Source organism: Algoriphagus sp. (assembly GCF_039969895.1).
GTDB lineage: Bacteria > Bacteroidota > Bacteroidia > Cytophagales > Cyclobacteriaceae > Algoriphagus.
The window spans coordinates 57,737-83,837 of record NZ_JBDVMZ010000012.1; the positions used below are offsets into that span (position 1 = coordinate 57,737).

The window sequence follows — 26,101 nt, forward strand, 5'->3', positions numbered from 1 at the left end:
TCCCCCAGCTTCGCCGAGGTCATGAATAGTTTCAATCCTTCGGATCTTTTTAATAAGGAAATATATCTTATACTCGGAGTATAGCTCCGCAGGAGCGTTACGATTCATGACCCCGTACGCAGTGCGGGGTAGGTACCAGACATGTTGATTTTCCTAAGCCCCGAATGGGGCGAGACATCTATTTTTCAATCCCCCCTAGAAATCAGAAAGTAAAAAGCTCTAATCATTTACGTTAAGAAAACTTAACTAATATTTTTCTCTATTATTTATTATTTTTCATTCTTAAACTTTCATAGAATGAAAAAAACTCTACTTTTCTTTTGTCTCCCACTATTTTTTTCCTGTGGAGAAAATAGCAACTCTGAAAAAGCCGAATCAGAAAATATCCTAGATAACCTCACGTTCACAGTCGATACACTGATTCTTGATGTAGGTGAGGAGATTTTCAATCCAGGCGCTTACTATGGGAGAGATCTCAACGAAGATGGCGAGATTGCTTATTGGTTTTACGAACCTGAGAAGCAAATCCACGAATATGACCTAGCAAACCTCAAGCTGAAAGCTATTCACTCGTTTGAGACAGATGGTCCTAATGCGATCCCCTCCTATCTCAACAATTTTCAGGCATTACCCAATCAGGAGTTTTTTATGGCAGATTATGCCAAAACAGGTGTTTATTCCTTGGACGGAGCACAAGTACTCAACCTGCGAATCCAATTGGAAAACATCGCTGGCTTTGATCCAGAAGCTACTTTTTCCCTAACAAATAATGTACATCTCAGTCCAGACAAAAAGAAAATCCTCAGCCTACCCAATAACTTCGCTGGTCCTGTGGAAGGTTTTGCCGTGATAGACAGAGAAAAAATGACTGGTAATCTCCGGCAACTTCCAGCTTTGGAGATAACCGATAAATATAACGTTTCATTCGAACAGGGAAATGGTATCTCCCGCTCTGGAGACTTTCAGTCACTTCAGTATCTAAATGAGCTTTTTTTCATTTACAGTGGAGCAACTTCAGACATCTATACATACGATTGGAAGACCGACTCACTCACCCTTCACTCCTTCCCACATCGGCTAGTGGCCAAGTCAAAAACGGGTGATTTCGCCACCCAAGTAGATTCCAATGAGCGAAGATGGGAAGTGGGAAAAGAAATGAGAAAGCAAATTACGTTTGGAAAATTCTATTGGGACGAGTCCCGGTCCATGTATTTCAGATTTGGAAGCATGACCAATGAGAACGATAAAACGACGGTATATCTCTTTGCCTACGATGGTAAGCTGAATCTACAAGGAGAGACGGCAATGGAAGGATTAGAAAACATGTTCTATCAAGCTTTTTTCCGAAAAGGGAAGCTATATAACTATTCGATAGTAGGCGAAGACCCAGCGCTTATTGAATACTCATTTGATTTTTAACAAACTTTGAAAAAACTAATCCCACTTCTATCCCTCGTCCTTCTCGCTGCCTGCGACAAAAAAGAATCTTCTGAATCCGGTGAATCTGAAAATATCCTGGAAAATCTGACTTATACCGTGGATACGGTGGTAGTGGATGCTGGGGATGACTTATTCAACTTAAAATGGGGAATGCGATGGTTTGAGCGATCAGCAGATGGAAAATCACTGTTTCTGCACGACTCTGACCGAAGTCTCTTCCAGGAAATAGATTTGGAGCAAATGACTCTAAAGGAAAATTATCCCTTTGATCAAGTTGGCCCAAACGGCACAGGCAGAGTCAATTCATATCAAATACAACCTGATAGGTCCATTCTCATTCCTTCGTTTCAGAACCCTGGGATATTCAACTTACAAGGAGAGCAGATTAGATCTTTTAATCTAAAACCGATCGAACTGAAAGGAGCGGAAGCGATAAATGGCTTTGCCATTCTCAACCAAATGCGATGGAACACGACGACTGAAAAGCTTTACTCACTACCTGGTGATATTACCACTGGTAAATTTGAGTTTGCGATTACAGATCCTAACGCTCAAACTGTGCAGATCTTTCCCTTGGTGGATATGGAAAAATCCCAAAAGTTCCGCGTCACACAGGTAGAAGGGGATGGTGGAGCGGCTTTTACAGAAATCTATAAGCTTACCCAATTCAAGAATAATTACATTATTACCTGTAGTGTTGGCAGTGGGATTTATCTCTATGATACTTCCTCGGATAGGTTGACCTATGTAGATTTTCCACACAAACTGATTCCCAAAGAGAAATCCGGTGAAATCAAAAACGATGTAAGCTCCTCTCAGGAATGGTATGAGGAATACAGAAAAGTCGTAGGGCAGATTACCTATTGGGAAATGAATTGGGATGAAGCTAGCTCCAAGTTTTATCGATTAGCGAGTCGTTCTCTCCTTGGAGAAAATCGAGATGATCCTTCATCGTATGAGGTCTATCTGCTTATTTATGATGAGAAATTTTCCCTTTTAGGTGAAACCAGACTAGAGGGTTATAATGAATTTCCAAGAAGTTATTTCTTCAAAGACGGCAAGCTATATTCCTATGTCAATATCGAAGACGAGCTTGGCTTCGCAGTATTCACATTTAATATTTAACAAACTATGAAAAAACTACTACCACTCCTATCACTTATCCTACTCGCTTCTTGCGGTGAAAAAGGATCATCGGAATCCAGCGAATCTGGAAATATTCTTGAAAACCTGACTTATACTGTAGATACGCTTGTGGTGGATCCGGGTGAGGAAATCATTGACTTGTCAGGTGGATTGAGAACTTCCAGTCTCTCAGACGACAAGAGCAAACTCTATCTCTACACCCAAAAGGAGCATCAAATCGCCATTGTCAATCTAGACAAATTGGAGTTAGAGGAGTTTCTACCCTTTGAAGTGGAAGGACCCAATGGCATAGGGCAATATGTGGGAACGATGCAGAAGTTGGACGGCGAAAAATTTATGTTTTCAAGTTTTCAGACTTCGGGGATTTATGATCGGAATGGTGTCAAAATTCAAGAACTAAAGCTCAATCCTACTGATTTCGAAGGAATTGACATAGAAGATGATGCCCCGATGAACTACAACCTGACTCAGTCAGCTGATGGTAACTTCCTTTTTTCACTTCCAGGCGATTTCATGGAAGGATCAAGAGATCTGGCCGTTTTAGATCCGGCAAATGGCTCCGGCAAAATCATCGATATACCAGCAATGGACAAAGCGTCAGAGTTTAGGATTATTCTCCAAAGTACCGAGATGATGTCCATCTATATTGAAGAAGTACGTTTGCAGGACATCGGAGGGCAGCTTTACATCAGCGCATCCGCCACTTCGGATATTTATCGCTACGATTACAAAAATGACTCCTTACAGCTTTTCACTTTTCCGCATCTCTTGGTTCCGGTAGCCAAAACAGGAACTATAAAAAACAAGGTGTCCTCTGAAGAAGAATGGAGGAGCGAAATGGAAAAAGCCTCCAGCCAGATAGGCTTTGAGAAATTGCTTTGGGATGATAGCAGCAAGAGATTCTTCAGAATAGGTAGAAAATTACTCCCAAAAGAAAACGACGAAGCTCCCACCAAAGCTGAGGTATATCTCTTCGCCTACGATGCTGAGTTGAATTTGATCGGTGAAAAATTTCTGGAGGATATTGACCAGATTCCTTCCTCTCCTTTCTTCAAAGATGGCAAGCTCTACTCTTATGTCAATGTAGAAGACGAGCTCGGCTTCGCAGTATTCACTTTCGATTTTTAATAGCTATGAGAAAACTACTCCCGCTACTATCCCTCATCCTTCTCGCTGCCTGCGGTGAAAAAGGGTCATCTGAATCTGCCAACTCCAATAGTCTAAACTTGATCGTAGAAATAGACACGGTGCAGATAGACCCCGGCGAGGAGCACTTCATCTACCTATCGAACTACCTCAATACCACTTCAGTGAGTTCCGACAAAAAAACACTTTACAACTTCAACGCCACCGTGCCCGAACTCGAAGTAATTGATCTCGATAAGTTGGCGCTCAGCGAGGTGATCAAACTCGAAAATGAAGGCCCAACGGGAATTGGAGCGGCCAATGCTTATATCCCGATGATGGATATGACCGATAACGGCGACCTATACCTGAATACTTGGTCGTATATGATCAAGCTAAACGCTGCCCGCGATCAGGTGAGCAAGTATTGGTTTACTGCGGACTCTTTGAAAGGAGATCCCATTACCGAAGAGGAAAAAATATATCCTGAGGGACTTATCTCCGATGACGGAAACTTCTTCTTCAGCACTTACGGGCCTGTGAACAATGGTCCCAAGCAAGGCATAGCAATAGTAAATCTCAGCAGCATGGAACTACAGAAAGTGCCGATGGATATTTTTGAGAAAATCGATAAGTTCTCCATCGTATTCAGTCCAGAGCCGAATAGTAAAATGGCTGTGACAGAGTCGGTTTTCTTCGTGCCGTTTGAAAACAAGATTCTCATTTCCTCCACTGCCTACAATGAAGTCTTTACGCTAGATCTCTCCAATGGAACTGTAACACAGAAGTCCTTTCACTCCGAACTGACCGATGATGCCAAGAAAGGCAACTACGAGAAAAGGGCCAATTCCCGGGAAAATCTTTTTGAACTCAACAAGGAGAAATTGAAGGAAGTGACTTTTGGCAAGCTGCACTTTGACGATCAAAATGAGAAATTCTGGAGATTCAGCAGATCATTAGATCGTATGATCGGAGATTCTGCGGCCTACCAATCCGTACTGACCATTTTTGACAAAGACCTTAGCCAGCTCCATGAGCAGCAGGTGAATTACTTCCCGATGAGTTCACTTTCCTTCTTCAAAGACGGATCGCTCTATTCCTACATTAACATGGAAGATGAACTTGGCTTCGTCCGAATCAAACCGACCTATGATTAAACTCAGATTCCTATTTCCAACTATTTTGATTGCCTTAGCTGGCTGCGGTTCTCAAGAAAGTGCTGAGAATACACAGGTCAATGCAATCAATTTTAGCTATGAAATCGACACGGTTTACATTGATGCGAAGGATGAGTTTCTATTTCTGAATATGGGTCTGTATATGTCAGATTACGACCCCAAGTCAGATCTTCTCTATAATCTCAATCCGGAATCCAGCCGGATGGAACTCATCGATATGGAAAAGGAGGAACTTCGAGAACTAATCCAATACGATCAAGACGGCCCCACTGCAGTCAAGGAAATGTTCACTTCTGGAATCAAAATCACAGATTCGGGCGAAAAGTGGTTTACAGATTTTCGATCACTTATTCATCTCAATGCAGCTGATGAAAAAATCGGACAATTAAGTCTTAGTAATACGAGCTTTTCAGGAGATACGCTTCCGGAAAAAATGGAAATCGACGGCATGGGAAAAATCACCCGCTCGGGGAAATACTTCGTCAGTCACTATGGAGATTATCTACTAGATGGCGATGGGCTTCAAGGGCTAGCTATCCTGGACTTAGAGAAGCAAAGCCAGCGACTGATTCCTTTGGACGTATTTCAATCATTAGACAAGTACGAATTGTCATCCCCAGACGGCGAGCGAGCTGGCGCGAGGGCTGGAGAATGGAGTTTTATTACGCTTACGGAAACAGAAATTGTACATTCCAATTCTGCTCAAAACCAACTCCTAAGCCTAAACTTAGCTTCAGGAGAGCAACGTGAAGTAAAGCTTACAAGCGAGCTGCTTTCAGATGAGAAGCCAGGATCTTAACCCAAAAAGGCAAATTCTATAGCCCAGTTCGATGAATTCAATACGTTGAAAAAGCAGGAATTGACTTTGGGCCCTTGGATTCATGATGCTGAGCGAGGCTACTTCTGGCGAATCAGCCGGGAGAAAAAGGGAGGCAGCGTAGCCAATCCTGTCTTCTCCTTAGTGATTACAGTACTGGACAAAGATTTGAATCTGATAGCCGAAACTGAATTGGACGAGGGGGCTACTTTGCCATTTGATGGATTGCCTTCTCTTAGTTTTTTCCGAAAAGGAGACTTGTATATGTATCTGAACATCGAGGACGAACTGGCTTTTGTACGGCTAAAACCTAGCTTCGATTAGAATCAGATTAGATGGTCAGACTCTCTACACAGCATAAAGCTTACGGAAAATAGCTCGCTTATTCTCCCCAAAAATGCGGTAAAAAATATTGCTAACGCCGAGGTTCATGTTTCCACGAGCATTACCCTTTGTTTCCATTAAGTTGGCTTTTTGGATTTTTGAACCTACTTTTTAGGACATGAAGCTTTATAAATCTGCATTTCTTTTTCTCATACTGATCTCCTGCGGAGAAAAAACAGTAGAAGTCCGACTGCCGGTAGCAAATGTATTTCCAGATTTCAACTACGTCCTTGATACCGTATTTATCGATGCTGGCGAAGAGCAAGTTTACTTGGACATGGAGCTAAGCATGTCTGATTTTGCGGTGCATGAGGGACTTCTTTATAATTTAAAACCTGAAAATGGGCGGGTGGAAGTCATTAATTTGAACACACTAAAACTCGACAGCGTGATCAACTTCGATGTTCGGGGGCCTAACAGTGTGAAGCAATATTTCCCTTTTGGGCTCAAGAAAACCCTCTTTGGAGAAACATTTTTCAAAGAATACCGAGTGATCCATAAACTTAATTCGGCTGGAAAGAAAGTGGATTCTTACGAACTCATCAATCGAGAACTCACTGGAGATCGCCTGCCTTTTGATACGGAGATTGATGGTTTAGGAGAGATTTCTACCGACGGTTCTTATCTGGCGAGCTTTTATGGCAACTTCAAAATCGGAGGATCTGTGCTGGGAATAGCCAAAGTAAATCTCCTGGATAAGTCTCTGAAGCTGATCCCTGTTGACTTTTGGGAGCAACTCAGCAAATATACCGTCACGGTGGATTACGATATAGCCCGGAGAAATAGCTCTCCTGAGTTGAAATACCTGCTTCTCAATGGACCCGATATTATTCTCTCTACCTCGGCTAGCAATGAACTGTGGTATTACGATTCAGAATCCGATTCAGTTTTTCATAAGCGATTTCACAGTGGAATAACTGCAGATCAAAAATCAGGAAAGTACCGACAAGACATTACCGATCAGCGACTCTATATGTACTGGGTGAAGCGCAAAAATGACGAGGTGGTTTTTGGCCCGCTAGTCAAAGATCATCAGGCGCAGCGGTTCTATCGATACAGCCGCGAATTGGACAGCAGTGATCCACAGCGACCATATTATGTGTATGTGTTGACTGTTTTTGACGAAAAACTCGATCAAATCCATGAGCAGAAGCTGCAAAACAGCATTCCGATCATGGGCAAATACTTTGAAGGAAAAGCCTTCGTGCATAAAGGCTCGATCTATTCCTTTCTCAAACATCCTAATAAACTGGCCTTCATTCGCTTGAAACCTAGCTTTGGAAATAACTAAGGAACTCTTGCCAACGACAAGTTTTGGCGAGGTTTCCCTTTCTCTATTGAAGTCAATTCGGCCAACACCCAAAAAAACTTCAATTTCCAAATCCAGGGGTTAAAACCTCGAGCTACTCAATGGCCGTCCTTACAAGACCTTTTAACTATCCAAGGGTAGCAATGTCAAACCTTTAGAGCTGCGCCCTCCGCGAAAACTCCGTGTCCACCGCGGTTAAAAAAAACCGTCGATGTGCATGTCTTAACGAATATCAATTTTCCGGTCGTGAGACACGAACGGAGACACGACGCCATCCGTGTTTCTCTCCGTGACGAACGCGGTTCAATAAATCCTGACGATTTCCTGAACCTTCATCTCGCTCACGTGTTCTGAAAATAATGACAGTGAGCAAACAGCAACATCAAACGCTTCTTCAACGCATAGAAAATCTTCACCCGTACGAGACCATGCTTTATTTGGGCATGTTCGGATCTGGATTGATCTTCCTATTTCTCACAGTAGCCTTCCTCTTTTCATCGAGGAATTTACTCGCAGGAATGAACCAAACTGTACCCACAGCTTTTCTTGTTTCCACATTTCTGCTAGTTGTGAGTGGATTATCAGCCACTTCTATCCGCCATGCCTATCAAGAAGAGAATTCAGAAAAACTGCTAGGCTCGCTCAGGGTTACCGTCATTCTAGGATTGCTTTTCACCATCTTGCAAGTAGTCGGCTGGTTTGAGCTGAAGGCAAAAGGGATAGAATTCACCGGGATTCCTAGTGGAAGCTTTCTGTACGTCCTGAGTGGGATTCATATTTTTCACTTGCTAGGTGCCATGATTTTCGCTTTGATTCTCTATGTTCAGCTGGCCAAAAAAAGCAAGGATGTAGTGGACAAATTAATCCTACATACCAATCCATTTGAAAAAATGCGGATTCGCTTGTTCACTTTTTACTGGCATTTCATGGATGCGATATGGCTGATTCTTTTTTTGTTATTTGTACTTAGCTTCTAGAGAAAATGAAAATCAACCTTTCTACCCCTGTCAGACAAGATTACCTTTCGGTTAAAAATGGCTTTGACGAGACGCTGTTTACTAAGCTCAGCCCGCCGTTTCCCCCTGTGAAATTGGCGAGATTTGATGGATCTGAAGTTGGAGATTTAGTTTCTCTAGAATTGAATTTTTTGCTTTTCAAGCAGCGATGGACTAGCGAAATCACAGACAGCCAAACAGATGAACACGAATATTTTTTCGTTGATGAAGGAATTAAACTTCCTTTTTTCCTTAAAAAATGGAGACACAAACACCGGGTAATTAAAGCCGGAAATCAGGCGATTATCAGAGACGAGATTGAGTTCTCGGCACCTTTTGGATTGGCCACTTTGCTTCTATACCCAGCGATTTACCTGCAATTTTTGTATCGCAAACCTATTTATAAAAAGATTTTTTCAATTAAATAGCTGTAGAAAGCAGGGAATTCTACACAGAGCTAACAACTCTTATTTTAAGTTGGGATGAGCTATAAAGCGAATTAAGACTCGCGATTTCCGTGTCTCTCTCGGCGCCCACTGCGGCTAGAAACCGCCTAAATCATCTCTAGATTCTCACAGTTTGCAATTTCGCAATCTCCGTAAAGCACTAAGGAGTGACTCGTGATGGAGGATTTGAATGATTTTCCGATCTCCTCCTTGATCTCATTAATTTTCGGATCGGAGAATTCCCGGATTTTACGGCATTGATTGCACACGTGGTGATCATGATGCTTGTAGGTGAGAGCCTGTTCATAGAGTGCGACTTTATCTTTGAACTGGTGTTTTACGGCCAACCCACTTTCCACCAAAAGGTCAAGCGTATTGTAAATAGTAGCTCTACTGATGGTATAGCCCTTGTTTCTCATACTGAGAAATAGGCCTTCCACATCCATATGTTCATCTTCTGGAAGGGAGTAAAGTTCATCGATAACCGAAAATCTTTCAGGAGTTTTCCTGCTTCCCTGCTTTGAGAGAAAGTTTTCAAAGATCTTCTTAGCCTTTTCTATCAGGGCCTTGTCTGCCATAGGGTCAAAATAATTTCAATTAAAGATGAGTCTTAATCCATTTTTTGACAAGCTTCAGAACCTAATCTCCTTAATTTGGTTTCAATCTAATTAAAACTAAATCGATCAAATCCGTAAACAGAAGTACTGTACGTGCTGGTATTCACGAGAATCCCTCTAATTTTCCTAAATCAGAGTAACTTATTTCTGATATCTCAGTTTTCAACATTCTATGTTTAAAGGCATCACGCTTTTCCTTCTGGTTTACTTCTTGACACAGCTGTTGTCCGTTGGACAAGTGCCGGGATTTTTCATGAAAGAAGAAAAGCGCAAGGTGACTATTCCCTTTAATTCCTCCAATAGTCTAATCATTATCCCCGTCTCGATCAACGGAAGTCCTCCTCTCAATTTTCTGATTGACACAGGTGTGCGCTCCAATATCTTATTTAGTAAAAACTTAGGTGATGCCTTAGAATTGGAATACACGCGGCGGATCAAACTGGTAGGCGCGGATGGGACAGATGATCTATGGGCATCAGTTTCCCCTATCAATCATTTTGATTTAGGACCGGTGGAGGGGATATTCCAAAGTTTGCTCGTCTTGGAAGATGAATTTCTAGAATTAGAATCTGTGGTAGGGGTACCGATTTACGGAATTATTGGACATGAATTTTTCAAGTTTAATCCGATAAAAGTGAATTACGATGATGCGAAGATGCTTTTTTATAGACCTAATGCACTGAAATGGAGGCCTCTTTTATACAGAAAAGTGGATATGACCATCTATGAAAACAAACCATACATTACTACTACAGTAAAGCAAAAAGACGGATCATTTATCTATCCCAAATTACTCATTGACACTGGAGCAAATCATGGATTGCTGCTCAACAGAGAGACATCAGATCAGATTAATATGCCTCCTTTAATTTTGGAGTCATCTTTGGGTCAAAGCTTGGGTGGCGTGCTGTATGGATACATAGGTAGAGTCGATTACATGAAATTTGCGAATTATAAATTAGATGAAGTCCTTACCTCTTATCCAGATGAGACTCCTTTCAGCTACGTCATCAAAGAGTCAGGTAGAATGGGTAGCTTAGGAGCTGAGGTTTTAGGGAGGTCAAGGTTAGTATTTGATTATCCTAGAAACCGTCTTTTCGTGCGAAAGGCAGAGAATTTTTACGCTCCTTTTGATTACGATATGAGCGGAATGGTTCTGAAAAAAATCCCAAACGACGACAACCGTATCTATGTGTCTGAAATTAGACCCGGATCTCCCGCACATCGTGCCGGATTAGCTGTTGCCGATGAAATCCTCACGATCAACAAAGTGCCTACCTTTATATGGGAGCTCTCTGAAATCAACAAATTACTAAGATCTGAGGCAGGGAAGGAGATTCTACTTGAAGTCCGACGCTACGAAGGAAACGACCTCACTCAGTGGAAAGACCAGCAATTCTCCTTCGTTCTGAGAAAGCAGATTTAAGAGTCTTTTGAGCTCATTTCAGATAAAAGCGGTAATTTTGAAAGAAGCAACGGTCAATAGATCGAACCTCTTTTTCTTAAATTCGTCAGTATTCTAGTTTAAAAAAATCAATCCTGAAACATGAAAAAATTCTTAATTCCTATTGGTATCCTGTTGGTGCTCGGTATTTTCATTTACACCAAAGCCGTAGGCACCTACAATACTTTTGTGCAAACAGAAGAAGTGATCAATGGCCAATGGGCTGAGGTAGAGACTCAATACCAGCGTCGATCTGACCTGATACCAAACTTGGTAAATACAGTCAAAGGCTATGCGGATTTCGAGCAGGAAACCCTAACTGCAGTAATTGAAGCCAGAGCGAAAGCAACTTCCATGAATGTAGATGCTTCTAATCTTACCCCAGAGAAATTGGCTGAGTTCCAAGGAGCACAGGACAATCTTTCCGGCGCACTAGGCAGATTATTGGTAAGTGTAGAGCGCTATCCTGAATTGAAAGCGAACCAAAACTTCTTGGAGCTACAAGCTCAACTGGAAGGCACAGAAAATAGAATTGCCGTTGCGAGACGTAATTTCAATCAGTCTGTACAAGACTACAACTCTAACCTCCGCACCTTCCCGAACAATATCTTTGCAGGCTGGTACGGATTTGAGCAGAAAGGCTACTTCGAGGCATCCGCAGGAGCCGAAAATGCACCTTCAGTTCAGTTTTAATACCACTTATCATGGCTGAGAAATTATTCTCAAAAGCAGACCGGAAAGCTATAGTAGCAGCGATCCGGTCTGCTGAAGTTTCCACCTCTGGAGAGATTCAAGTTCACATAGAAAGTCGCTGCAAAGGCGAAGTCCTCGATCGGGCGGTGAAGGTATTTGACACCCTGAAAATGCACCAAACCCAAGATCGAAATGGCGTATTATTCTACCTGGCCGTAGTCGATCATCGCTTTGCGATACTGGGTGACAAAGGCATAAATGAGGTAGTCCCAGTAGATTTCTGGGAAAAAATAAAAGAACACATGACCGGCCTATTCAAGCAAGGTCAATTTACACAAGGTCTGATCGACGGCATTCATATGGCCGGCGAGCAACTTGGAAAGCATTTCCCGTATCAGGGTGATTCAGACATAAACGAACTTCCTGATGAGATTTCTTTTGGATCCTAAGATCCTATTTATATCCTTTATTTTATTGGCTACCACCTTCGGGCTACAGGCTCAGGACTTCCCACCTGCGCCCAATCCTCCGAAGCTGGTAAACGATTTTACCAACACACTTTCCACCGCAGAAGTGGCACAATTGGAAAGTAAGCTGGTGGCCTATAATGATAGCACGTCCACCCAGATTGCTATCGTCATGATGCGGTCTGTGGGTCAGTATGACATTTCAGATTATTCCTTTCAACTAGCGCAAAATTGGGGAATAGGTGGAGCAAATAACGATAATGGGATCCTGATCCTTGCTGCGATGGAGGATAGAGAAGTATTCATTGCAACTGGATATGGAATGGAAGGGGCAGTGCCTGATGCCTTAGCAAAGAGAATCGTGGAGAACTTAATCCTCCCCAATTTCCGTCAGGAAGCCTATTATACCGGTCTCAACGAGGCGACAGATATGATCTTCAAATTGGCTTCTGGGGAATACAAAGCCGAGGATATAGAATCCAAAGGCAATGGTGGTGGCGCGATATTCGTGATCCTATTTTTGATTTTCATCTTTGTGATTCTTCCTCTTTTGAAAAATCGAAATGACAACGATAACCACATGGGTGGTAGAGGGGGAGGAGTAGATCTCTGGACTACCATCATGCTCGCCAATATGCTTGGTGGAGGTAGTAGATCATCTGGCGGCTTCGGTGGAGGTGGAGGATTTGGTGGCGGCGGAGGAGGCTTCGGCGGGTTCGGTGGCGGTGGCTTCGGAGGTGGTGGAGCTGGCGGAAGCTGGTAAGGGCTATATGTCTTATTCAAAATTAAAAACGCTTTCAATAGCGTTTTTTTTTGCGCCAATATGCCAGATTTTAATTGGCCAAATGGGATTTTAGAAGAAGATTTCTTTTTCTCCTAAAAAAAATACGTAGAAAATTAAGTATAAATACGTATTTATTCATAAGTTTAGACTTGACTTTACAAAGAGATGATTTCAGTTTTTGAAGCTTTAGATTTAATTGAAACGCACAGCAGACCACTGCCGCCAATAAAGATGCTACTTAAAGACTCCTATGGATGTTTTTTGGCAGAGGACATGTTGGCGCCCATCAGCTTGCCTCCGTTCAGGCAGTCAGCGATGGATGGTTATGCTTTTAGAGCTGGAGAAATCAGTGAATTGGAAGTGATTGGAGAATGCAAGGCAGGAGATGTCCGGGAATTCGAGCTGCTGAACAATCAGGCAGTACGTATCTTCACCGGCGCGCGAGTACCAGATCAGGCAGATACGGTGATTATGCAGGAGCACGTAGAAGTGCAAGGCAGTAAAATCATCATTCAAAAGATGCCTGAAAAAACTACCAATGTGCGTGCAATAGGCGAACAAGTGTCGGCAGGCGAACCAGTCCTTCCTGCAGGGACAAAAATCAATGATTCCATAATTGGCTTTTTGGCAGGGTTTGGAATCTCTGAGGTTTTAGTCATTAACAAACCCAAAATTACCCTTATTGTCACCGGAAATGAGCTCCAGGAGCCTGGCACTCCACTGAGGCCAGGAGCAATTTACGAAAGCAATGCCATCATGTTGGAATCCGCACTGAAGTCAAGAGGTTTTGATTCGGTGCGGGTTCTGAAGGTAGAAGATAATCTTGAAGCTACCACGCAGATCATTTCCGATGGGCTGAAAAGTGATGTGCTTCTGCTTTCCGGTGGTATTTCTGTTGGAGATTATGACTTCGTCTATGATGCACTGAAGGCAAATGAGGTACAGGAGATTTTTTATAAAGTGAATCAAAAGCCAGGAAAGCCACTTTGGTTTGGCAAAAGAAAAAACACGCTTGTATTTGCGCTACCCGGCAATCCGGCATCTTCGCTGACCTGCTTTCTGATCTACGCACTTTCCGCTTTGAAAATCATGTCCGGCAATCCAGATCCTGACTTAAACTTCCAGACCGGCGTGCTCAAGCACCGCACGTTTAACAAGTTTGGAAAGACACTTTTCATCCTCGGAACAGAGAAAAATGGTGAGGTAGAAATATATCCCAAACAAGCCTCCAGCATGTTGATTTCTTATGCATTGGGCAATGCACTGGTGTTAGTTCCAGCAGATAGAGAAGTTTTGGACGCAGGGGAAACGGTTCATTTCCTCGCGGTAAACAGAAATTAGACATAAAGCTGACGAGGTAAAAGAGCTATGAAAAATTCAGCAAACCTATCAGCTTACATACTCTGCGGAGGAAAAAGTACTAGAATGCGGTCTGAAAAAGGGTTGGTTTTCTACAAAGGTAAACCCTTTATCCGCTGGATTATTGAAGCGATTATGCCTGTTACTTCCAACATCATCTTAGTGACCAGCAATGGGGATTACAGTTTGGTAGGCTTGCCGATGATAGAGGACGTTCACTCCAATATGGGCCCAGTTGGAGGAATTTATACCGCTTTAAAGCACTCGGATACCAAGCAAAATCTAATTCTCAGCTGCGATGTACCAAAAATCACATCCGCTCTTCTTCGGAAACTGGCTGCAGAATCCGAGAAAAAGGATGCTTTGGCTACTTTTTTAACTGATGGAAAAAATGATTATCCACTCATTGGCATGTATCAAAAAAAGGCAGCAAACGCCTTTTCCGAAGCCATTTCTGCGGATAAATTAAAGCTTTGTCCTTTGGTAAATATGATATCCCATCATAAAATAAACATCACCCAAGATGAGAAACCACTCATCAGAAACATCAACAGTAAAGCAGAACTACAGATTCTTAACCAAGGCGACCTATGAAGACTATAACTGGAAAATTACCCAAACTAACCCTTCTCGGAGCCGGTCCAGGAGACCCGGAACTTCTTACGCTGAAGGGTGTCAAGGCTCTAAATGATGCTGATGTGGTGCTTTACGATTCCTTGGTCAATGAGGAAATTTTGCAGCACGCCAATCGGGCATTACTTGTTTTTGTAGGGAAAAGAAAAGGCAATCATAGCCATACACAAGACCAGATCAATGAACTCATGGTGAACTATGCCACAGAATTTGGCCATGTAGTTCGCGTAAAAGGCGGTGATCCCTTCGTATTTGGCAGAGGAAAAGAAGAGGAAAATTATGCATTGGAAAATGGAATCGAAGTGAACGTGATTCCTGGGATATCATCCAGCGTGGCAGTACCTACATCAGTAGGGATTCCGGTGACCGCGAGAGGAGTGGCCGAAAGCTTCTGGGTCATCACTGGTACAACGAGCAAGAGGGAACTTTCCAAAGATCTAAACTTAGCCGCTCAGTCCTCTGCTACGGTAGTCGTGCTGATGGGAATGAGCAAATTGAAAGAAATTGTAGAGATTTACACCTCAGTAGGAAAAGCAGATTTGCCGGTTGCAATCATCCAAGACGGCACCAAAGCGGAGCAAAAAGAAGTAATAGGGACGATTGAGAACATTTTAGAAATCTGCACTAACCAAGGAATCAAATCACCCGCAGTCATTGTTTTGGGCGAGGTAGTACATCTGGCAAGAGTGAAAAAGCAACTCAAGGAAGACTGGATTTTGGAAGATGAGTTTATTTTCCAAAACCTGAATACCTTGCCTTTCAGTAATTAATCCTAGATATCTGTATTATCTTCAAGCTATGATTACAGTAAACTATTTTGGAAATATCGCAGAAGCGGTTCAAAGTGACTCTGAAACCCTAGCGCAAAAATCCATGAGTCTGACAGACTTACTGGCTCTGCTGGATTCAAAGTATGCCATTGGACACTTCCCATTTCAGGTAGCTATCAACCGAAAAATCGTTTCAAAAAACCAAGCCGTGACTATTTCTGAAGCAGACGAAGTAGCGCTGCTTCCACCCTTTGCAGGAGGTTGAGATGGAGAGATTCCAGCGACAAATCATCCTACAGGGAATTGGAATTTCCGGTCAACAAAAGCTAAAAGCTAGTCGTGTTTTGGTGGTGGGAGCAGGTGGTTTGGGCTGTGCTGTTTTACCCTATCTGGCTGCAGCTGGAATCGGCAAAATCGGGATCGTGGACGGAGATAAAATAGAAGAGTCCAACCTTCATCGGCAGATTTTATACTCCACTGAGCAAGTTGGCTTGTACAAAACTTCAGAAGCTGCACAGGATTTAGTCAAGAAAAATCCTGGCCTAGAAGTTTTGGTTTTTGAGGAGTTTTTAACTGCTAAAAATGCCGCAGAAATCTTTTCAGACTTTGACCTAATTATCGATGCCACGGATAATCTGTTTATCAGATATGTCATCGACGATACGTGCATAGCCTGTGGGAAACCCTTCGTCTATGGCTCAATACATCAATTTCAAGGACAGGTTTCCGTTTTCAATTTCGAAGGAGGACCGACTTACCGGGATATTTTCCCGGAGGATAATAAATCAGCTCCGAATTGTGCAGAAGCAGGAGTATTGGGTACGACGGTTGGCTTGATCGGAATGCTTCAGGCAAATGAGGCCATGAAGATCATTTTGGGAATCGGAGAGGTGCTTTCCGGCAAACTTCTGATTTACAATTTGCTGAACAATACACAGCAAGTATTTGAATTTGGTAATGTTCCCAAGCCAAAAAAGCCTCATATTTCTGAATCATTTGAAATAATCTCTCCAGAGGAGGCCCTTTTGGGAGATTCAATTTTGCTCGACGTGCGGGAACTCGGAGAATTGCCCGAGGTGAGTTTGGAGACTGTGCTGCACATTCCGCTTTCCACCTTGGAAAAGGAATTCAGTAGCTTGGATAAAAGTGCAGAAATTCGAATCTTTTGTCAATCTGGAATTAGGAGCAGAAAGGCAGCTGATTTGCTGGCCCGAAAAGGATTTGAGAAGTTGAAGCTAATCCGCGGAGGAGCTAAGGATCTGTTGAATGCAGACAGAAGCCGGAAGACCGAAAAGACGTCATTTTAAAATTTAAACAATTTCTGCTGTAGTTTAAACTGGTAGATTAATTGAGAAACAGATGAAAAAAGTATTTCTTGAGGGAGCGATCTCCCCTGAATTTATAGCTGATTCCATTGCGAAGCATCAAGGCAAGCATAGCATTGGCGCACATAACATTTTCCTTGGACAGGTTCGTGGAGATGAGGTGGGTGAGCAGAAAGTGGTGGCCATAGAATACACTGCCTATGAGGAAATGGCCAATGAGAAGTTACATGAGATTCGAGAGGCAGCTTTTGAGAAATTTGATCTGACTTGCCTCCATATTTACCATAGTTTGGGTACGGTAAAAGTCGGAGAGATTTGCATTTTTGTCTTCGTTTCCTCACCAAGAAGAAAGCAGGTTTATGAAGCCACCGAATGGCTAGTGAATCAAGTGAAGGAGGAGATACCGATCTTCGGCAAGGAGATACTAGACAATGCCGATCATCAATGGAAAGTTAATAGCTAAACAAAAACATATCAATCTGCAACTCCATCAAAAAAAAGACTAATGCGACTTATAGTACGATGAAAGTTATCATTTAGGCAACTTCGATCACCGGTCTTGGGTCTTTCAGCAAATTAAACAATGAAAGTACGTCAAGGGGCATATTTGCAGATAATAAGGTAAACAAATGGTAGATATCACACATAAAGTCACGACACTTCGCACGGCAAAAGCTCAAGCGATTGTACAGGTCAGTTCTGGAGAGACCATTGCAGCGGTAGTGGAAAATCGTGTTCCAAAAGGCAATGTCTTCGAAATGGCTAAGGTGGCTGGACTTTTCGCAGTGAAAAACACGCACATAACCATTCCCGATTGTCATCCGCTTCCTGTGGAATACACCGCAGTGGAATATGAGATTGACGGACTTGAGATACGGATTTACATTACGGTGAAGACCGTTTACAAAACAGGTGTAGAAGTGGAAGCTATGCATGGAGCTTCAGTGATTGCCTTGACGATGTATGATATGCTGAAGCCTATCGATAAGGGAATTGTTATCCGTGAGATCGGGTTGGTAGAGAAGACAGGTGGCAAATCCAGTTTCAAAGACAAAAACCCAAAGTTAATCCAAGCGGCGGTGGTAGTTTGTTCAGATTCTATTTCAAAAGGGATCAAAGAAGATAAGGCCGGAAAAGTGATTGTGGATAAGTTGAAATTGCATGGAGTTGAAGTAGCTTCCTATGAGGTCATTCCGGATGAATTGGAACAAATACGAAACAAGGCTTTTGAGCATACTGAAAAGAATCAGCTTGTAATTTTCACAGGTGGTACTGGGCTTTCAAAACGGGATGTGACTCCAGAGGCTTTGGAGCCAATTTTGGAGCGAAGAATTCCTGGTATAGAGGAAGCAATCAGAAGTTACGGACAAAAAATTATGCCTTTTGCGATGCTTTCCAGATCCGTGGCAGGAACCATTGGTGACAGCATAGTTTTGGCTTTACCGGGATCGACAAACGGAGCAAAGGAATCAATGGATGCGGTTTTCCCGCATGTGTTGCATGTATTTAAAATTTTAAAAGGAGCGAATCATGACCCAATCGGGTAATATTCAGGAGCTGAGAGATAAGTTTGGAAGAGTCCACAATTACCTGCGGATTTCCCTGATAGAGAAGTGTAATCTGCGCTGTAGCTACTGTATGCCTGCCGAGGGAATTCCACTTAGTCCAAAAGCTCACTTGATGAGCGCGGAAGAAGTGCTGGAGTTTGCCCGGATTTTTGTGGGCTTGGGTGTGAATAAAATTCGTCTCACAGGCGGAGAACCTCTGCTGCGCAAAGATATAGGGGTTATTCTCGAGGGCCTTTCACAAATGCCAGTCGATCTTTCCATTACCACGAACGGTTTGCTAATGGATAGGCATGTGGATAACTTCCAAAAACTAGGAATCAGAAAGATCAATTTTAGTCTGGATACGCTAAAAGAAGAGCGCTTTCAAGAACTTACCAGAAGGACAGGTTTCCAAAAAACGCTGGAGAATTTTAAGCTGCTACATGACCACAACTTCGACCTAAAAATCAATGCAGTTCTTATCAAGGGAATCAATGATGATGAGTTGATTGACTTTGTGAAGATGACCAAAAACCATCAAGTTTCGGTTCGCTTTATAGAGTTCATGCCATTCGATGGCAATCGTTGGGACAGGTCAAAGATGGTTTCCGAGCAGGAAATCCTCGATCAAGTAAGTTTTTACTTCGGTGCTAGCCAAGTTACTTCCCTGCCCAACGAAGAGAACTTCACCGCCCGAAAATTTAAGATTGCCGGATACAATGGAGATTTCGGGATCATCTCTTCGGTGACCAATCCCTTCTGTGGAAGTTGCAACCGGATTCGTCTGACGGCAAACGGACGCATTAAGAATTGTCTTTTTTCCAATCAGGAAACCGATTTACTAGCTGCAATGCGTGGGGGTGAAAATGTGGAAAACCTGATTTTGGAATCCATTCTCAACAAAAAAGCCGTTCGTGCTGGCATGGATAGTATGGAAAAATTATCTGATCCTGCCCTGCATTCTGATAACAGGAGCATGATTGCGATTGGAGGGTGAAGGTTGACTTCAAAAATGCCTTTACCTGCGTTTTCAACTGCCATTTAATAATAATCACTGAATACTATCATTGTAGTGTCCGCTTCAATAGTAAATTTTATGCTTTGGTCAAGCGAACCTCCAACCGTGTAATATCCAGCTTGAAGTAATTCAGTTTCTCCATTTGCACGAGTATAAGTTAGCGTATAACCTCCATCCAATTTATTTTTCTCCATTGATAAAAAGTCATTTATCTGTTCTTTTGGCTCAATTCTGTCAATTCTAATTACTTCTAGGTTTTCGGTTGTAGAGAATTCCAAGTTTGTAATAGGCTCGTTGGATTTATTTTTGATCGCTACTTTGATACCGTTTTCACCCAGGAGGTAACACGAATTCAACGTCAGAATTAATAGAATAGGAATTGCTCTTTTCACTAGATTTTTTGTTTGGTTTAGATAGCGATATAAACAAAGTAATGATCTGGTATCTTCCAGAAGTCTCTACCCACTACACTCTTAATTACTGTATTTTGGCAAGTTTGAGCTGTTTCTTTCTCCTCATCAACAGCGTAATATAAACCAGATCCGTCGCAAAAATTATCAAACCGATGTAGAGAATTGGCTCGTGAACTCCTCCTGCTGTTTTGGAACCAATCATACCAAATAAGATGGTCGTAGAGAATGTTCCTATGCATTTGGGAATAGCAATCCACAATGACTGCCCTTGCAGCTTCGGTCTTCTAAAGTACATGCGGATAAAAAGGAAGGACATTAGAAAATTAATCAGATACCCCACGTAAAGTGCTCCATGGATTACCCCAAGCTGCAGGAAAGCAAGATGCTGAACGATCATACAGAAAAGCACCAAAGCTCCAGCTTGAACATAAAAAGTGGTTTTGCTAGTGCGGACTTCCTGATGCCCATACTTGAAGTAGGTGTAAAGAATTCCCACGTCTATCAAAACCCAAACACAATTGACATAAGTAGAGACATGGGATCCAAACTCTAAATATCCTTGATAAGTGTAGTAGATTTCCCATGTGAAATTGAGTGCAAGCGTGATAAAAGGTATGCCATAAGTTTTGTCCCGAAACCCAAGACGCAAAGCTTCCACATAGGCTATGATCCAACCTAATCCACAGAGAGCAATGAAAAATGAACTAACTGTCATAACCAATTTCAATCAGTAAAAGTGAGTGAATGCTAGCAGCGTAAGTTTATCTGAAAGAAGAAAGTCAGACTTGACGCTGCCAAAAGTCCCAAAAAAATAAGGGAATTTAAAACGCTATCTTTACCTAATGTAATAAATGAAGTGCTTCCACGTGATTTTAGTCAGCAAAAGCACTTTTTCCTACCGCTGAGCATTATCTAGGTGGATTTTCTGGAAGATTTCAACGTATTTCACCGAATAAAAATAAAGTTGACGATAAACCCTAAACGGCAACTCACCTATGCAAAACCAATTGAATAGCTTTCTCACCCAATTGCTGGAAAACCAAGCAAATCAGAAAGGGCTGGACTGGCTTCAAAAACAAATCGAGCGAATCAGTTCTGAAAGTCAGCCTCAGAAGTTTTTTCTGGCATTCAGCCAAGCTTCCCGTTATTTTCCGAAGGAAAAACTTGAGGTATCAACAGCGCAAATAAACCAGGCAGATAACCTCATCGCTGGCTTCCAACCGCACTATTGGGATCAACTGCAAACGGCCCGTACGGTTTTACTGCTAAGTTATCCACAGAATAAAGAGGTGTGGTTTACTACTATGAATCAGCTATTTGAAACAGCCGATATGCATGAGCATCAGGCACTTTTCGCCTCCTTGCCTTTAATGCCTTTTCAGGAAGATTTGATTCCTAGAGCGATCGATGGATTACGTACCAATATTTCCTTGGTTTTTGATGCAATTGCATTGAACAATCCATTTGCTGCTAAGTTTTTTCCTGAGGCAAACTGGAATCAGATGGTTCTAAAGTCCATATTTATGCAGCGCCCTTTGTATAGGATTCAAGGGTTGGAAGAAAGAAGAAATCCAACTTTGGCAGCAATAGCACGTGATTTTGCGCATGAGCGTTGGGCAGCAGGCAGAGAAGTAATGCCTGAAATATGGAGATTAATTTCTCCGTTTATCAATGAGGAATACCTCGAAGACCTAAAGAAAGTATTGGCTACTAAAGATGAGCTTCAGATAAAAGCTGCTCTTTTGGCTATCATAACCTCTGCTTATTTACCTGCCAAAGAAATCCTGGAATCCTACCCTACTCAAGTAGCGGCACTAGACTTAGAGGCCGTGGAATGGGAGAAAATTGGAACAGAATTTCAGCAAACCCGCGTTTAAATCCCGATTTTAATTTCATTCATTTTAAATTCAGAACTCATGTATATAGATCCACATATCCACGTCGTATCCCGTACCACAGATGACTATGAAGCCATGCAAAAGGCTGGAATAGTTGCGATCATCGAGCCTGCTTTTTGGTTGGGTCAGCCCAGAACGGAAGTCGGAAGCTTCAAAGATTATTTCAGCACCTTAGTAGGCTGGGAGCGATTTCGAGCCAGTCAGTTCGGGATTGTGCATTATTGCACTATGGGTCTGAACTCGAAAGAAGCGAATAATGAACCCTTGGCTGAACAGGTGATGGAGCTTTTACCGCTTTATGTAGGCAAAGAAGGTGTAGTAGCAATAGGAGAAATAGGTTATGATGATCAGACGGCAGCCGAGGATAAGTTTTATCGGCTGCAATTGGAGTTGGCCAAAGAAGTAGAACTTCCTGTACTTATCCACACGCCACATCGAGACAAGCGAAAAGGTACACTTCGAAGCATGGATGTATCTGAAGAGCATGGAATGGATCCTAAGATGGTGATCGTAGATCATAATAATGAGGAGACGGTGAAGGAAGTTTTGGAGCGTGGCTATTATGCTGGATTCACTATTTATCCACATACCAAGATGGGCTCGGAGCGCATGGTAGAAATAGTGAAGCACTATGGACCAGAGCGAATAATCGTCAATTCTGCTGCGGATTGGGGGATTTCTGATCCCTTAGCCGTGCCAAAAACTGCAGATCTTATGCGTAAATCTGGGATTCCAGAAGAGCATATCAAGTTGGTAACTTACCAAAATGCATTAACCGCATTCGGCCAAAGCGGACAAATGGATGAGCAGGATTGGCTAAATGCAGCACCGCTAGATCAGACCAAAAAAATGAGTGGAAATTCAGTTCTTCGGGGCGGACAAACACCTCGTGTAGAAGGTTCTTCAGATTTTGTAGAAAACTAAACCATGAATACTTCTCGGCTGTTCGCCTATTTACAACTCACCAGACCGGCAAATGTCGTTACAGCCATAGCTGATATCTGGGCAGGATTTGCGATCGCTGGCGCTTGGGCATTCATACTTTCTGATTGGGGCTCTGCATCAAATGAATTCCTAGTAAACTTAGCTTGGCTTTCCTTGAGCACCATTGGATTGTATGCAGGTGGAGTTGCATTCAACGACGTATTCGATTCAGAACTGGATGCAGTCGAAAGACCAGAAAGGCCCATTCCTAGCGGAAGAGCCAGCAAATCTGGCGCAGCTTGGATGTCCTTAATACTTCTTGCAGTGGGTGTGCTTGCAGCAGCTCAAGTGAATTTAATTTCCGCAGGAATAGCTCTTGCAGTTGCCTTATTGGCTGTTCTGTATGATTATTGGGGAAAGCACCAAACCATCCTTGGCCCTATCAATATGGGACTTTGTCGTACTGGAAACTTACTTCTAGGGGTATCAGTCATACCTGAGACTTTAGCTACATTTTGGCCATTGGGATTAATTCCTCTGATTTTCGTAGCTGCGATTACTATGATCAGTAGGGGTGAGGTGCATGGAAAAAATAGAAATGCATTATTCGTAGGGCTAGCCATGTATGTATTCGTGATAGGGATAATTGGCACTATGCCGATCCTCCACGCAACAGCACTCTGGGAAGTATTGCCATTTTTGGCTCTTCTCAGCTACATGATATTTCCTCCCTTAGTAAAGGCCATACGCAGTCAAAACCCCAAACTCATAGGCAAGTCTGTCAAAGCCGCTGTAATTTCCCTAATTATTGTCAATGCTTCCATCGCAGCAGCTTTTGCAGGATGGAAGATTGGAATAATAGTCTTATTGTTGCTTCCAATTTCTCTCTGGCTAGCCAAAAAATTTGCTGTCACCTAAGACAAAGAACTATAAGCCAATTGGAAATGTATTTATTCCAAAGCCTGCTTTAAGCCTATACTTTATTGATTATGAATACGATTATTGAACAATCCTTTTCTGTCCCATTTACCTATCAAGTGTGTTTTTCAGAGGATATATTCTCCGTACAAAACACACTGTTTGTGGATCTTTTGGCTACTAAACGGCACGCAAAAGTTCTTTTTATCATTGATCAAGGTGTTTCAGATGCTCATCCCAATTTGACTAAGCAGATTTTAACCTTCGCAGAGGCGAATTCGGAGATGTTTTCTATTCCCTGTGACCCAATCCTAGTAATAGGTGGAGAGGAATCGAAAAATGATGAATCGTTGTACAAAAAGATTGTTGAAGCGACGCACTTATACGACATAGATAGGCATTCCTATATTGCTGTCATAGGTGGAGGAGCAGTGATCGATATGGTAGGTTTTGCAGCAGCGATTTCTCACAGAGGTATTCGCTTGATCCGAATTCCTACCACAGTTCTATCGCAAAATGACTCCGCAGTCGGTGTAAAAAACTCAGTAAATTTATTTGGTAAGAAAAACTATTTAGGCACTTTCACTCCACCTTATGCAGTTCTAAATGATTTTAACTTTCTTAAAACCTTAGACGACAGAGACTGGAGATCTGGAATCTCTGAAGCCATCAAGGTGGCCTTGATCAAGGATTTGAGCTTTTTTACATGGATTGAGGATCACGCTGCTTCGCTTGCTGCCCGTGATATGACTCCTATGAAAGAGCTGATCATTCGATGTGCACGTATGCATCTAGACCATATTTCTGGTAAGGATCCTTTCGAGTTTGGCTCTTCACGCCCATTGGACTTTGGACATTGGGCTGCGCATAAACTGGAGCATTTGAGTGATTTTAGAATTCGGCACGGAGAAGCAGTAGCTATAGGAATAGCTTTGGATTCCACCTACTCCTACCTGAAAGGATGGATTTCAGAAGATGATCTCTCCAGGATTATTGCTGTTTTTAAGACCTTAGGATTTGAACTTTTTGCTCCAGAATTGGGTGGAGACAATCTCATCAAAGGGTTGAAGGAATTCCAAGAACATCTTGGAGGTCAGCTTACTATTATGCTTTTGAAAGATTTAGGCAAAGGCGAGGAAGTACATGAAATGAATCATGAACTTATCTGGAAATCAGTAGATCTCCTCAAAAATTTTAACAAAGAGGAAAATCTAGTTAACAGTTAAATATGCTCTTATCATGAAAGTCCAAGATTTTCACCTTAGTTATTGCAGCAATATTCACCCAGGAGAAAGTTGGGAGGCGACCTTTGAAAACCTGAAGAAATATATCCCAGAAGTAAAGGAGCGATTGAAGGTGCAGCAGGCTTTTGGCATTGGGTTAAGACTTTCACATGAAGCAAGTTTGGTTTTGGAAAAGCCAGATCAACTGACTCAATTCAAGAAGTGGCTTGAATCAGAAAATGCCTACGTTTTTACGCTAAATGGCTTTCCATACGGAGATTTTCACCGAACTACCGTCAAAGATCAAGTTCACTTTCCTGATTGGACTACTACAGATCGACGGGATTATACCATTCGATCTTTTAAAATTTTAGCTGAGCTGTTGCCAGACGGAATGGACGGTGGCATCTCCACTTCGCCTATTTCCTACAGACATTGGTTCAAAAACGATAGGGAGCTAACTACGGGAATGGAAACAGCGACCAAGCATTTGCTGGAGGTGGTAGCAGTATTGGCAGAGATCAAATCCCATACAGGTAAATCACTTCATCTGGATATTGAACCGGAGCCAGATGGGATCTTGGAGAATTCTGATGAAATGGTGTGGCTATTTTCAGAGTGGTTGCTGCCAATTGGAAAACCATGGCTTGTTGAGAAATTGAAGATTTCAGAAGAAGATGTCGAAGAGGCTTTGAAAGAGCACATTCAGGTTTGTTACGATGTCTGTCACTTTGCAATTGTCTATGAAAAGCCAGCTGATACATTTGCCAAATTTGAGAAAGCAGGAATCAAAATCGGAAAGATTCAAATTTCCGCAGCGCTAAGAGTAGTTATCCCCCATGAGCCAGCAGCTCGAGATTTGCTCAAGGTAAACTTGCTTCCTTTCGAAGAATCCACCTACCTCCATCAAGTAGTGGCGATGAAGAAAGATGGAATGCTTCATTCCTACTCAGACTTACCTGAGGCACTGAAGGTTCTTGAATCAACCGAGGAAAAAGAATGGAGGATTCACTTTCACGTACCGGTTTTCTTGGATAACTATGGTGCTTTAGCCTCTACTCAAGATCAGATTTCAATTGTGCTCAATGAAATTTTAAAAAATCCTTCTTTGACTAATCACCTGGAAGTAGAAACCTATACTTGGGAGGTTTTGCCGGAAGATTCCAGACTTAACTTAGGTGAATCCATTTCCAGAGAACTAGCCTGGGTCATCGGAAAATTAAATTAA

27 protein-coding genes and 1 pseudogene are annotated in these 26,101 nt (G+C 42.3%); 25 read left to right on the top strand and 3 right to left on the bottom strand.

Annotated elements, in window-relative coordinates; translation table 11 throughout:
* Positions 1 to 297 precede the first annotated feature (297 nt).
* The 8 genes and pseudogenes from ABJH64_RS06410 (at position 298) to ABJH64_RS06445 (ending at position 8,822) form a co-directional block, all read left to right on the top strand.
* Positions 298 to 1,419 (top strand): DUF4221 family protein, encoded by a 1,122-nt coding sequence (locus ABJH64_RS06410; protein ID WP_348273617.1) that lies wholly within the window; start codon positions 298 to 300, stop codon positions 1,417 to 1,419.
* 6 nt (positions 1,420 to 1,425) lie between these two features.
* Positions 1,426 to 2,565, top strand: a complete 1,140-nt coding sequence (locus ABJH64_RS06415; protein ID WP_348273618.1) for a DUF4221 family protein — start codon at positions 1,426 to 1,428, stop codon at positions 2,563 to 2,565.
* A gap of 6 nt (positions 2,566 to 2,571) precedes the next feature.
* A complete protein-coding gene (locus tag ABJH64_RS06420) occupies positions 2,572 to 3,714 on the top strand; it encodes a DUF4221 family protein (protein ID WP_348273619.1) in 1,143 nt (380 codons plus the stop codon).
* A gap of 5 nt (positions 3,715 to 3,719) precedes the next feature.
* A complete protein-coding gene (locus tag ABJH64_RS06425; protein ID WP_348273620.1) occupies positions 3,720 to 4,868 on the top strand; it encodes a DUF4221 family protein in 1,149 nt (382 codons plus the stop codon).
* A pseudogene (locus tag ABJH64_RS06430) lies at positions 4,861 to 6,030 on the top strand (DUF4221 family protein). The gene ABJH64_RS06425 and the pseudogene ABJH64_RS06430 overlap by 8 nt, the downstream one beginning before the upstream one ends.
* 178 nt (positions 6,031 to 6,208) lie before the next feature.
* On the top strand, positions 6,209 to 7,381 hold the full coding sequence (locus tag ABJH64_RS06435; protein WP_348273621.1) for a DUF4221 family protein: 1,173 nt from the start codon (positions 6,209 to 6,211) through the stop codon (positions 7,379 to 7,381).
* A gap of 377 nt (positions 7,382 to 7,758) precedes the next feature.
* Entirely contained in the window at positions 7,759 to 8,376 is a 618-nt protein-coding gene (locus ABJH64_RS06440; RefSeq protein ID WP_348273622.1) for a cytochrome c oxidase subunit 3, read from the top strand.
* Positions 8,377 to 8,381: 5 nt separating this feature from the next.
* Complete coding sequence (locus tag ABJH64_RS06445) at positions 8,382 to 8,822, top strand: hypothetical protein (RefSeq protein WP_348273623.1); 441 nt, start codon at positions 8,382 to 8,384, stop codon at positions 8,820 to 8,822.
* A gap of 125 nt (positions 8,823 to 8,947) precedes the next feature.
* Here ABJH64_RS06445 and ABJH64_RS06450 read toward each other — a convergent pair whose 3' ends face one another.
* Entirely contained in the window at positions 8,948 to 9,418 is a 471-nt protein-coding gene (locus ABJH64_RS06450; RefSeq protein WP_348273624.1) for a transcriptional repressor, read from the bottom strand.
* 211 nt (positions 9,419 to 9,629) lie between these two features.
* Here ABJH64_RS06450 and ABJH64_RS06455 point away from each other — a divergent pair, with 211 nt between their 5' ends.
* The 12 genes from ABJH64_RS06455 (at position 9,630) to moaA (ending at position 19,476) form a co-directional block, all read left to right on the top strand.
* Positions 9,630 to 10,883 (top strand): aspartyl protease family protein, encoded by a 1,254-nt coding sequence (locus ABJH64_RS06455; RefSeq protein WP_348273625.1) that lies wholly within the window; start codon positions 9,630 to 9,632, stop codon positions 10,881 to 10,883.
* Between the two features lie 120 nt (positions 10,884 to 11,003).
* Positions 11,004 to 11,594 carry a LemA family protein gene (locus ABJH64_RS06460; protein ID WP_339866971.1) on the top strand — a complete coding sequence of 197 codons (591 nt, stop codon included), beginning with the start codon at positions 11,004 to 11,006 and terminating at the stop codon, positions 11,592 to 11,594.
* 11 nt (positions 11,595 to 11,605) lie between these two features.
* A complete protein-coding gene (locus tag ABJH64_RS06465) occupies positions 11,606 to 12,043 on the top strand; it encodes a TPM domain-containing protein (RefSeq protein WP_348273626.1) in 438 nt (145 codons plus the stop codon).
* Positions 12,021 to 12,824 carry a TPM domain-containing protein gene (locus ABJH64_RS06470; protein ID WP_348273627.1) on the top strand — a complete coding sequence of 268 codons (804 nt, stop codon included), beginning with the start codon at positions 12,021 to 12,023 and terminating at the stop codon, positions 12,822 to 12,824. The genes ABJH64_RS06465 and ABJH64_RS06470 overlap by 23 nt, the downstream gene beginning before the upstream one ends.
* Positions 12,825 to 13,010: 186 nt before the next feature.
* A complete protein-coding gene (glp, locus tag ABJH64_RS06475) occupies positions 13,011 to 14,186 on the top strand; it encodes a gephyrin-like molybdotransferase Glp (protein ID WP_348273628.1) in 1,176 nt (391 codons plus the stop codon).
* Between the two features lie 27 nt (positions 14,187 to 14,213).
* A complete protein-coding gene (locus ABJH64_RS06480) occupies positions 14,214 to 14,798 on the top strand; it encodes a molybdenum cofactor guanylyltransferase (protein WP_348273629.1) in 585 nt (194 codons plus the stop codon).
* Complete coding sequence (cobA, locus tag ABJH64_RS06485; protein ID WP_348299448.1) at positions 14,795 to 15,607, top strand: uroporphyrinogen-III C-methyltransferase; 813 nt, start codon at positions 14,795 to 14,797, stop codon at positions 15,605 to 15,607. Before ABJH64_RS06480 ends, cobA begins: the two co-directional genes overlap by 4 nt.
* A gap of 28 nt (positions 15,608 to 15,635) precedes the next feature.
* Positions 15,636 to 15,872, top strand: a complete 237-nt coding sequence (locus tag ABJH64_RS06490; protein WP_348275065.1) for a MoaD/ThiS family protein — start codon at positions 15,636 to 15,638, stop codon at positions 15,870 to 15,872.
* Positions 15,859 to 16,914: a HesA/MoeB/ThiF family protein gene (locus ABJH64_RS06495; RefSeq protein ID WP_348337588.1), complete on the top strand. Its 1,056-nt coding sequence runs from the start codon at positions 15,859 to 15,861 to the stop codon at positions 16,912 to 16,914. Before ABJH64_RS06490 ends, ABJH64_RS06495 begins: the two co-directional genes overlap by 14 nt.
* Before the next feature lie 52 nt (positions 16,915 to 16,966).
* A complete protein-coding gene (locus tag ABJH64_RS06500) occupies positions 16,967 to 17,395 on the top strand; it encodes a molybdenum cofactor biosynthesis protein MoaE (protein ID WP_348275063.1) in 429 nt (142 codons plus the stop codon).
* A gap of 166 nt (positions 17,396 to 17,561) precedes the next feature.
* Complete coding sequence (moaCB, locus tag ABJH64_RS06505) at positions 17,562 to 18,479, top strand: bifunctional molybdenum cofactor biosynthesis protein MoaC/MoaB (protein ID WP_348275062.1); 918 nt, start codon at positions 17,562 to 17,564, stop codon at positions 18,477 to 18,479.
* Entirely contained in the window at positions 18,463 to 19,476 is a 1,014-nt protein-coding gene (moaA, locus tag ABJH64_RS06510) for a GTP 3',8-cyclase MoaA (protein ID WP_348275061.1), read from the top strand. The genes moaCB and moaA overlap by 17 nt, the downstream gene beginning before the upstream one ends.
* Positions 19,477 to 19,520: 44 nt before the next feature.
* Here the strand turns inward: moaA and ABJH64_RS06515 are convergent, their stop codons facing one another.
* Positions 19,521 to 19,889 (bottom strand): hypothetical protein, encoded by a 369-nt coding sequence (locus ABJH64_RS06515; RefSeq protein ID WP_348275060.1) that lies wholly within the window; start codon positions 19,887 to 19,889, stop codon positions 19,521 to 19,523.
* 85 nt (positions 19,890 to 19,974) lie between these two features.
* Positions 19,975 to 20,625: a hypothetical protein gene (locus tag ABJH64_RS06520; protein ID WP_348275059.1), complete on the bottom strand. Its 651-nt coding sequence runs from the start codon at positions 20,623 to 20,625 to the stop codon at positions 19,975 to 19,977.
* 280 nt (positions 20,626 to 20,905) lie between these two features.
* Here ABJH64_RS06520 and ABJH64_RS06525 point away from each other — a divergent pair, with 280 nt between their 5' ends.
* From ABJH64_RS06525 to eboE, 5 genes are all read left to right on the top strand, one after another.
* Positions 20,906 to 21,787 carry an EboA domain-containing protein gene (locus ABJH64_RS06525; protein WP_348275058.1) on the top strand — a complete coding sequence of 294 codons (882 nt, stop codon included), beginning with the start codon at positions 20,906 to 20,908 and terminating at the stop codon, positions 21,785 to 21,787.
* A gap of 39 nt (positions 21,788 to 21,826) precedes the next feature.
* Complete coding sequence (locus ABJH64_RS06530) at positions 21,827 to 22,732, top strand: TatD family hydrolase (RefSeq protein WP_348299446.1); 906 nt, start codon at positions 21,827 to 21,829, stop codon at positions 22,730 to 22,732.
* 3 nt (positions 22,733 to 22,735) lie between these two features.
* Positions 22,736 to 23,650, top strand: coding sequence for a UbiA-like protein EboC (gene eboC / locus ABJH64_RS06535; RefSeq protein ID WP_348275041.1), 915 nt, complete (start codon positions 22,736 to 22,738; stop codon positions 23,648 to 23,650).
* Between the two features lie 71 nt (positions 23,651 to 23,721).
* Positions 23,722 to 24,876 carry a 3-dehydroquinate synthase gene (locus tag ABJH64_RS06540; RefSeq protein WP_348275042.1) on the top strand — a complete coding sequence of 385 codons (1,155 nt, stop codon included), beginning with the start codon at positions 23,722 to 23,724 and terminating at the stop codon, positions 24,874 to 24,876.
* Between the two features lie 13 nt (positions 24,877 to 24,889).
* The gene (eboE, locus tag ABJH64_RS06545) at positions 24,890 to 26,101 is read left to right on the top strand and encodes a metabolite traffic protein EboE (protein ID WP_348275043.1); all 1,212 of its coding nucleotides are present in this window, start codon (positions 24,890 to 24,892) and stop codon (positions 26,099 to 26,101) included.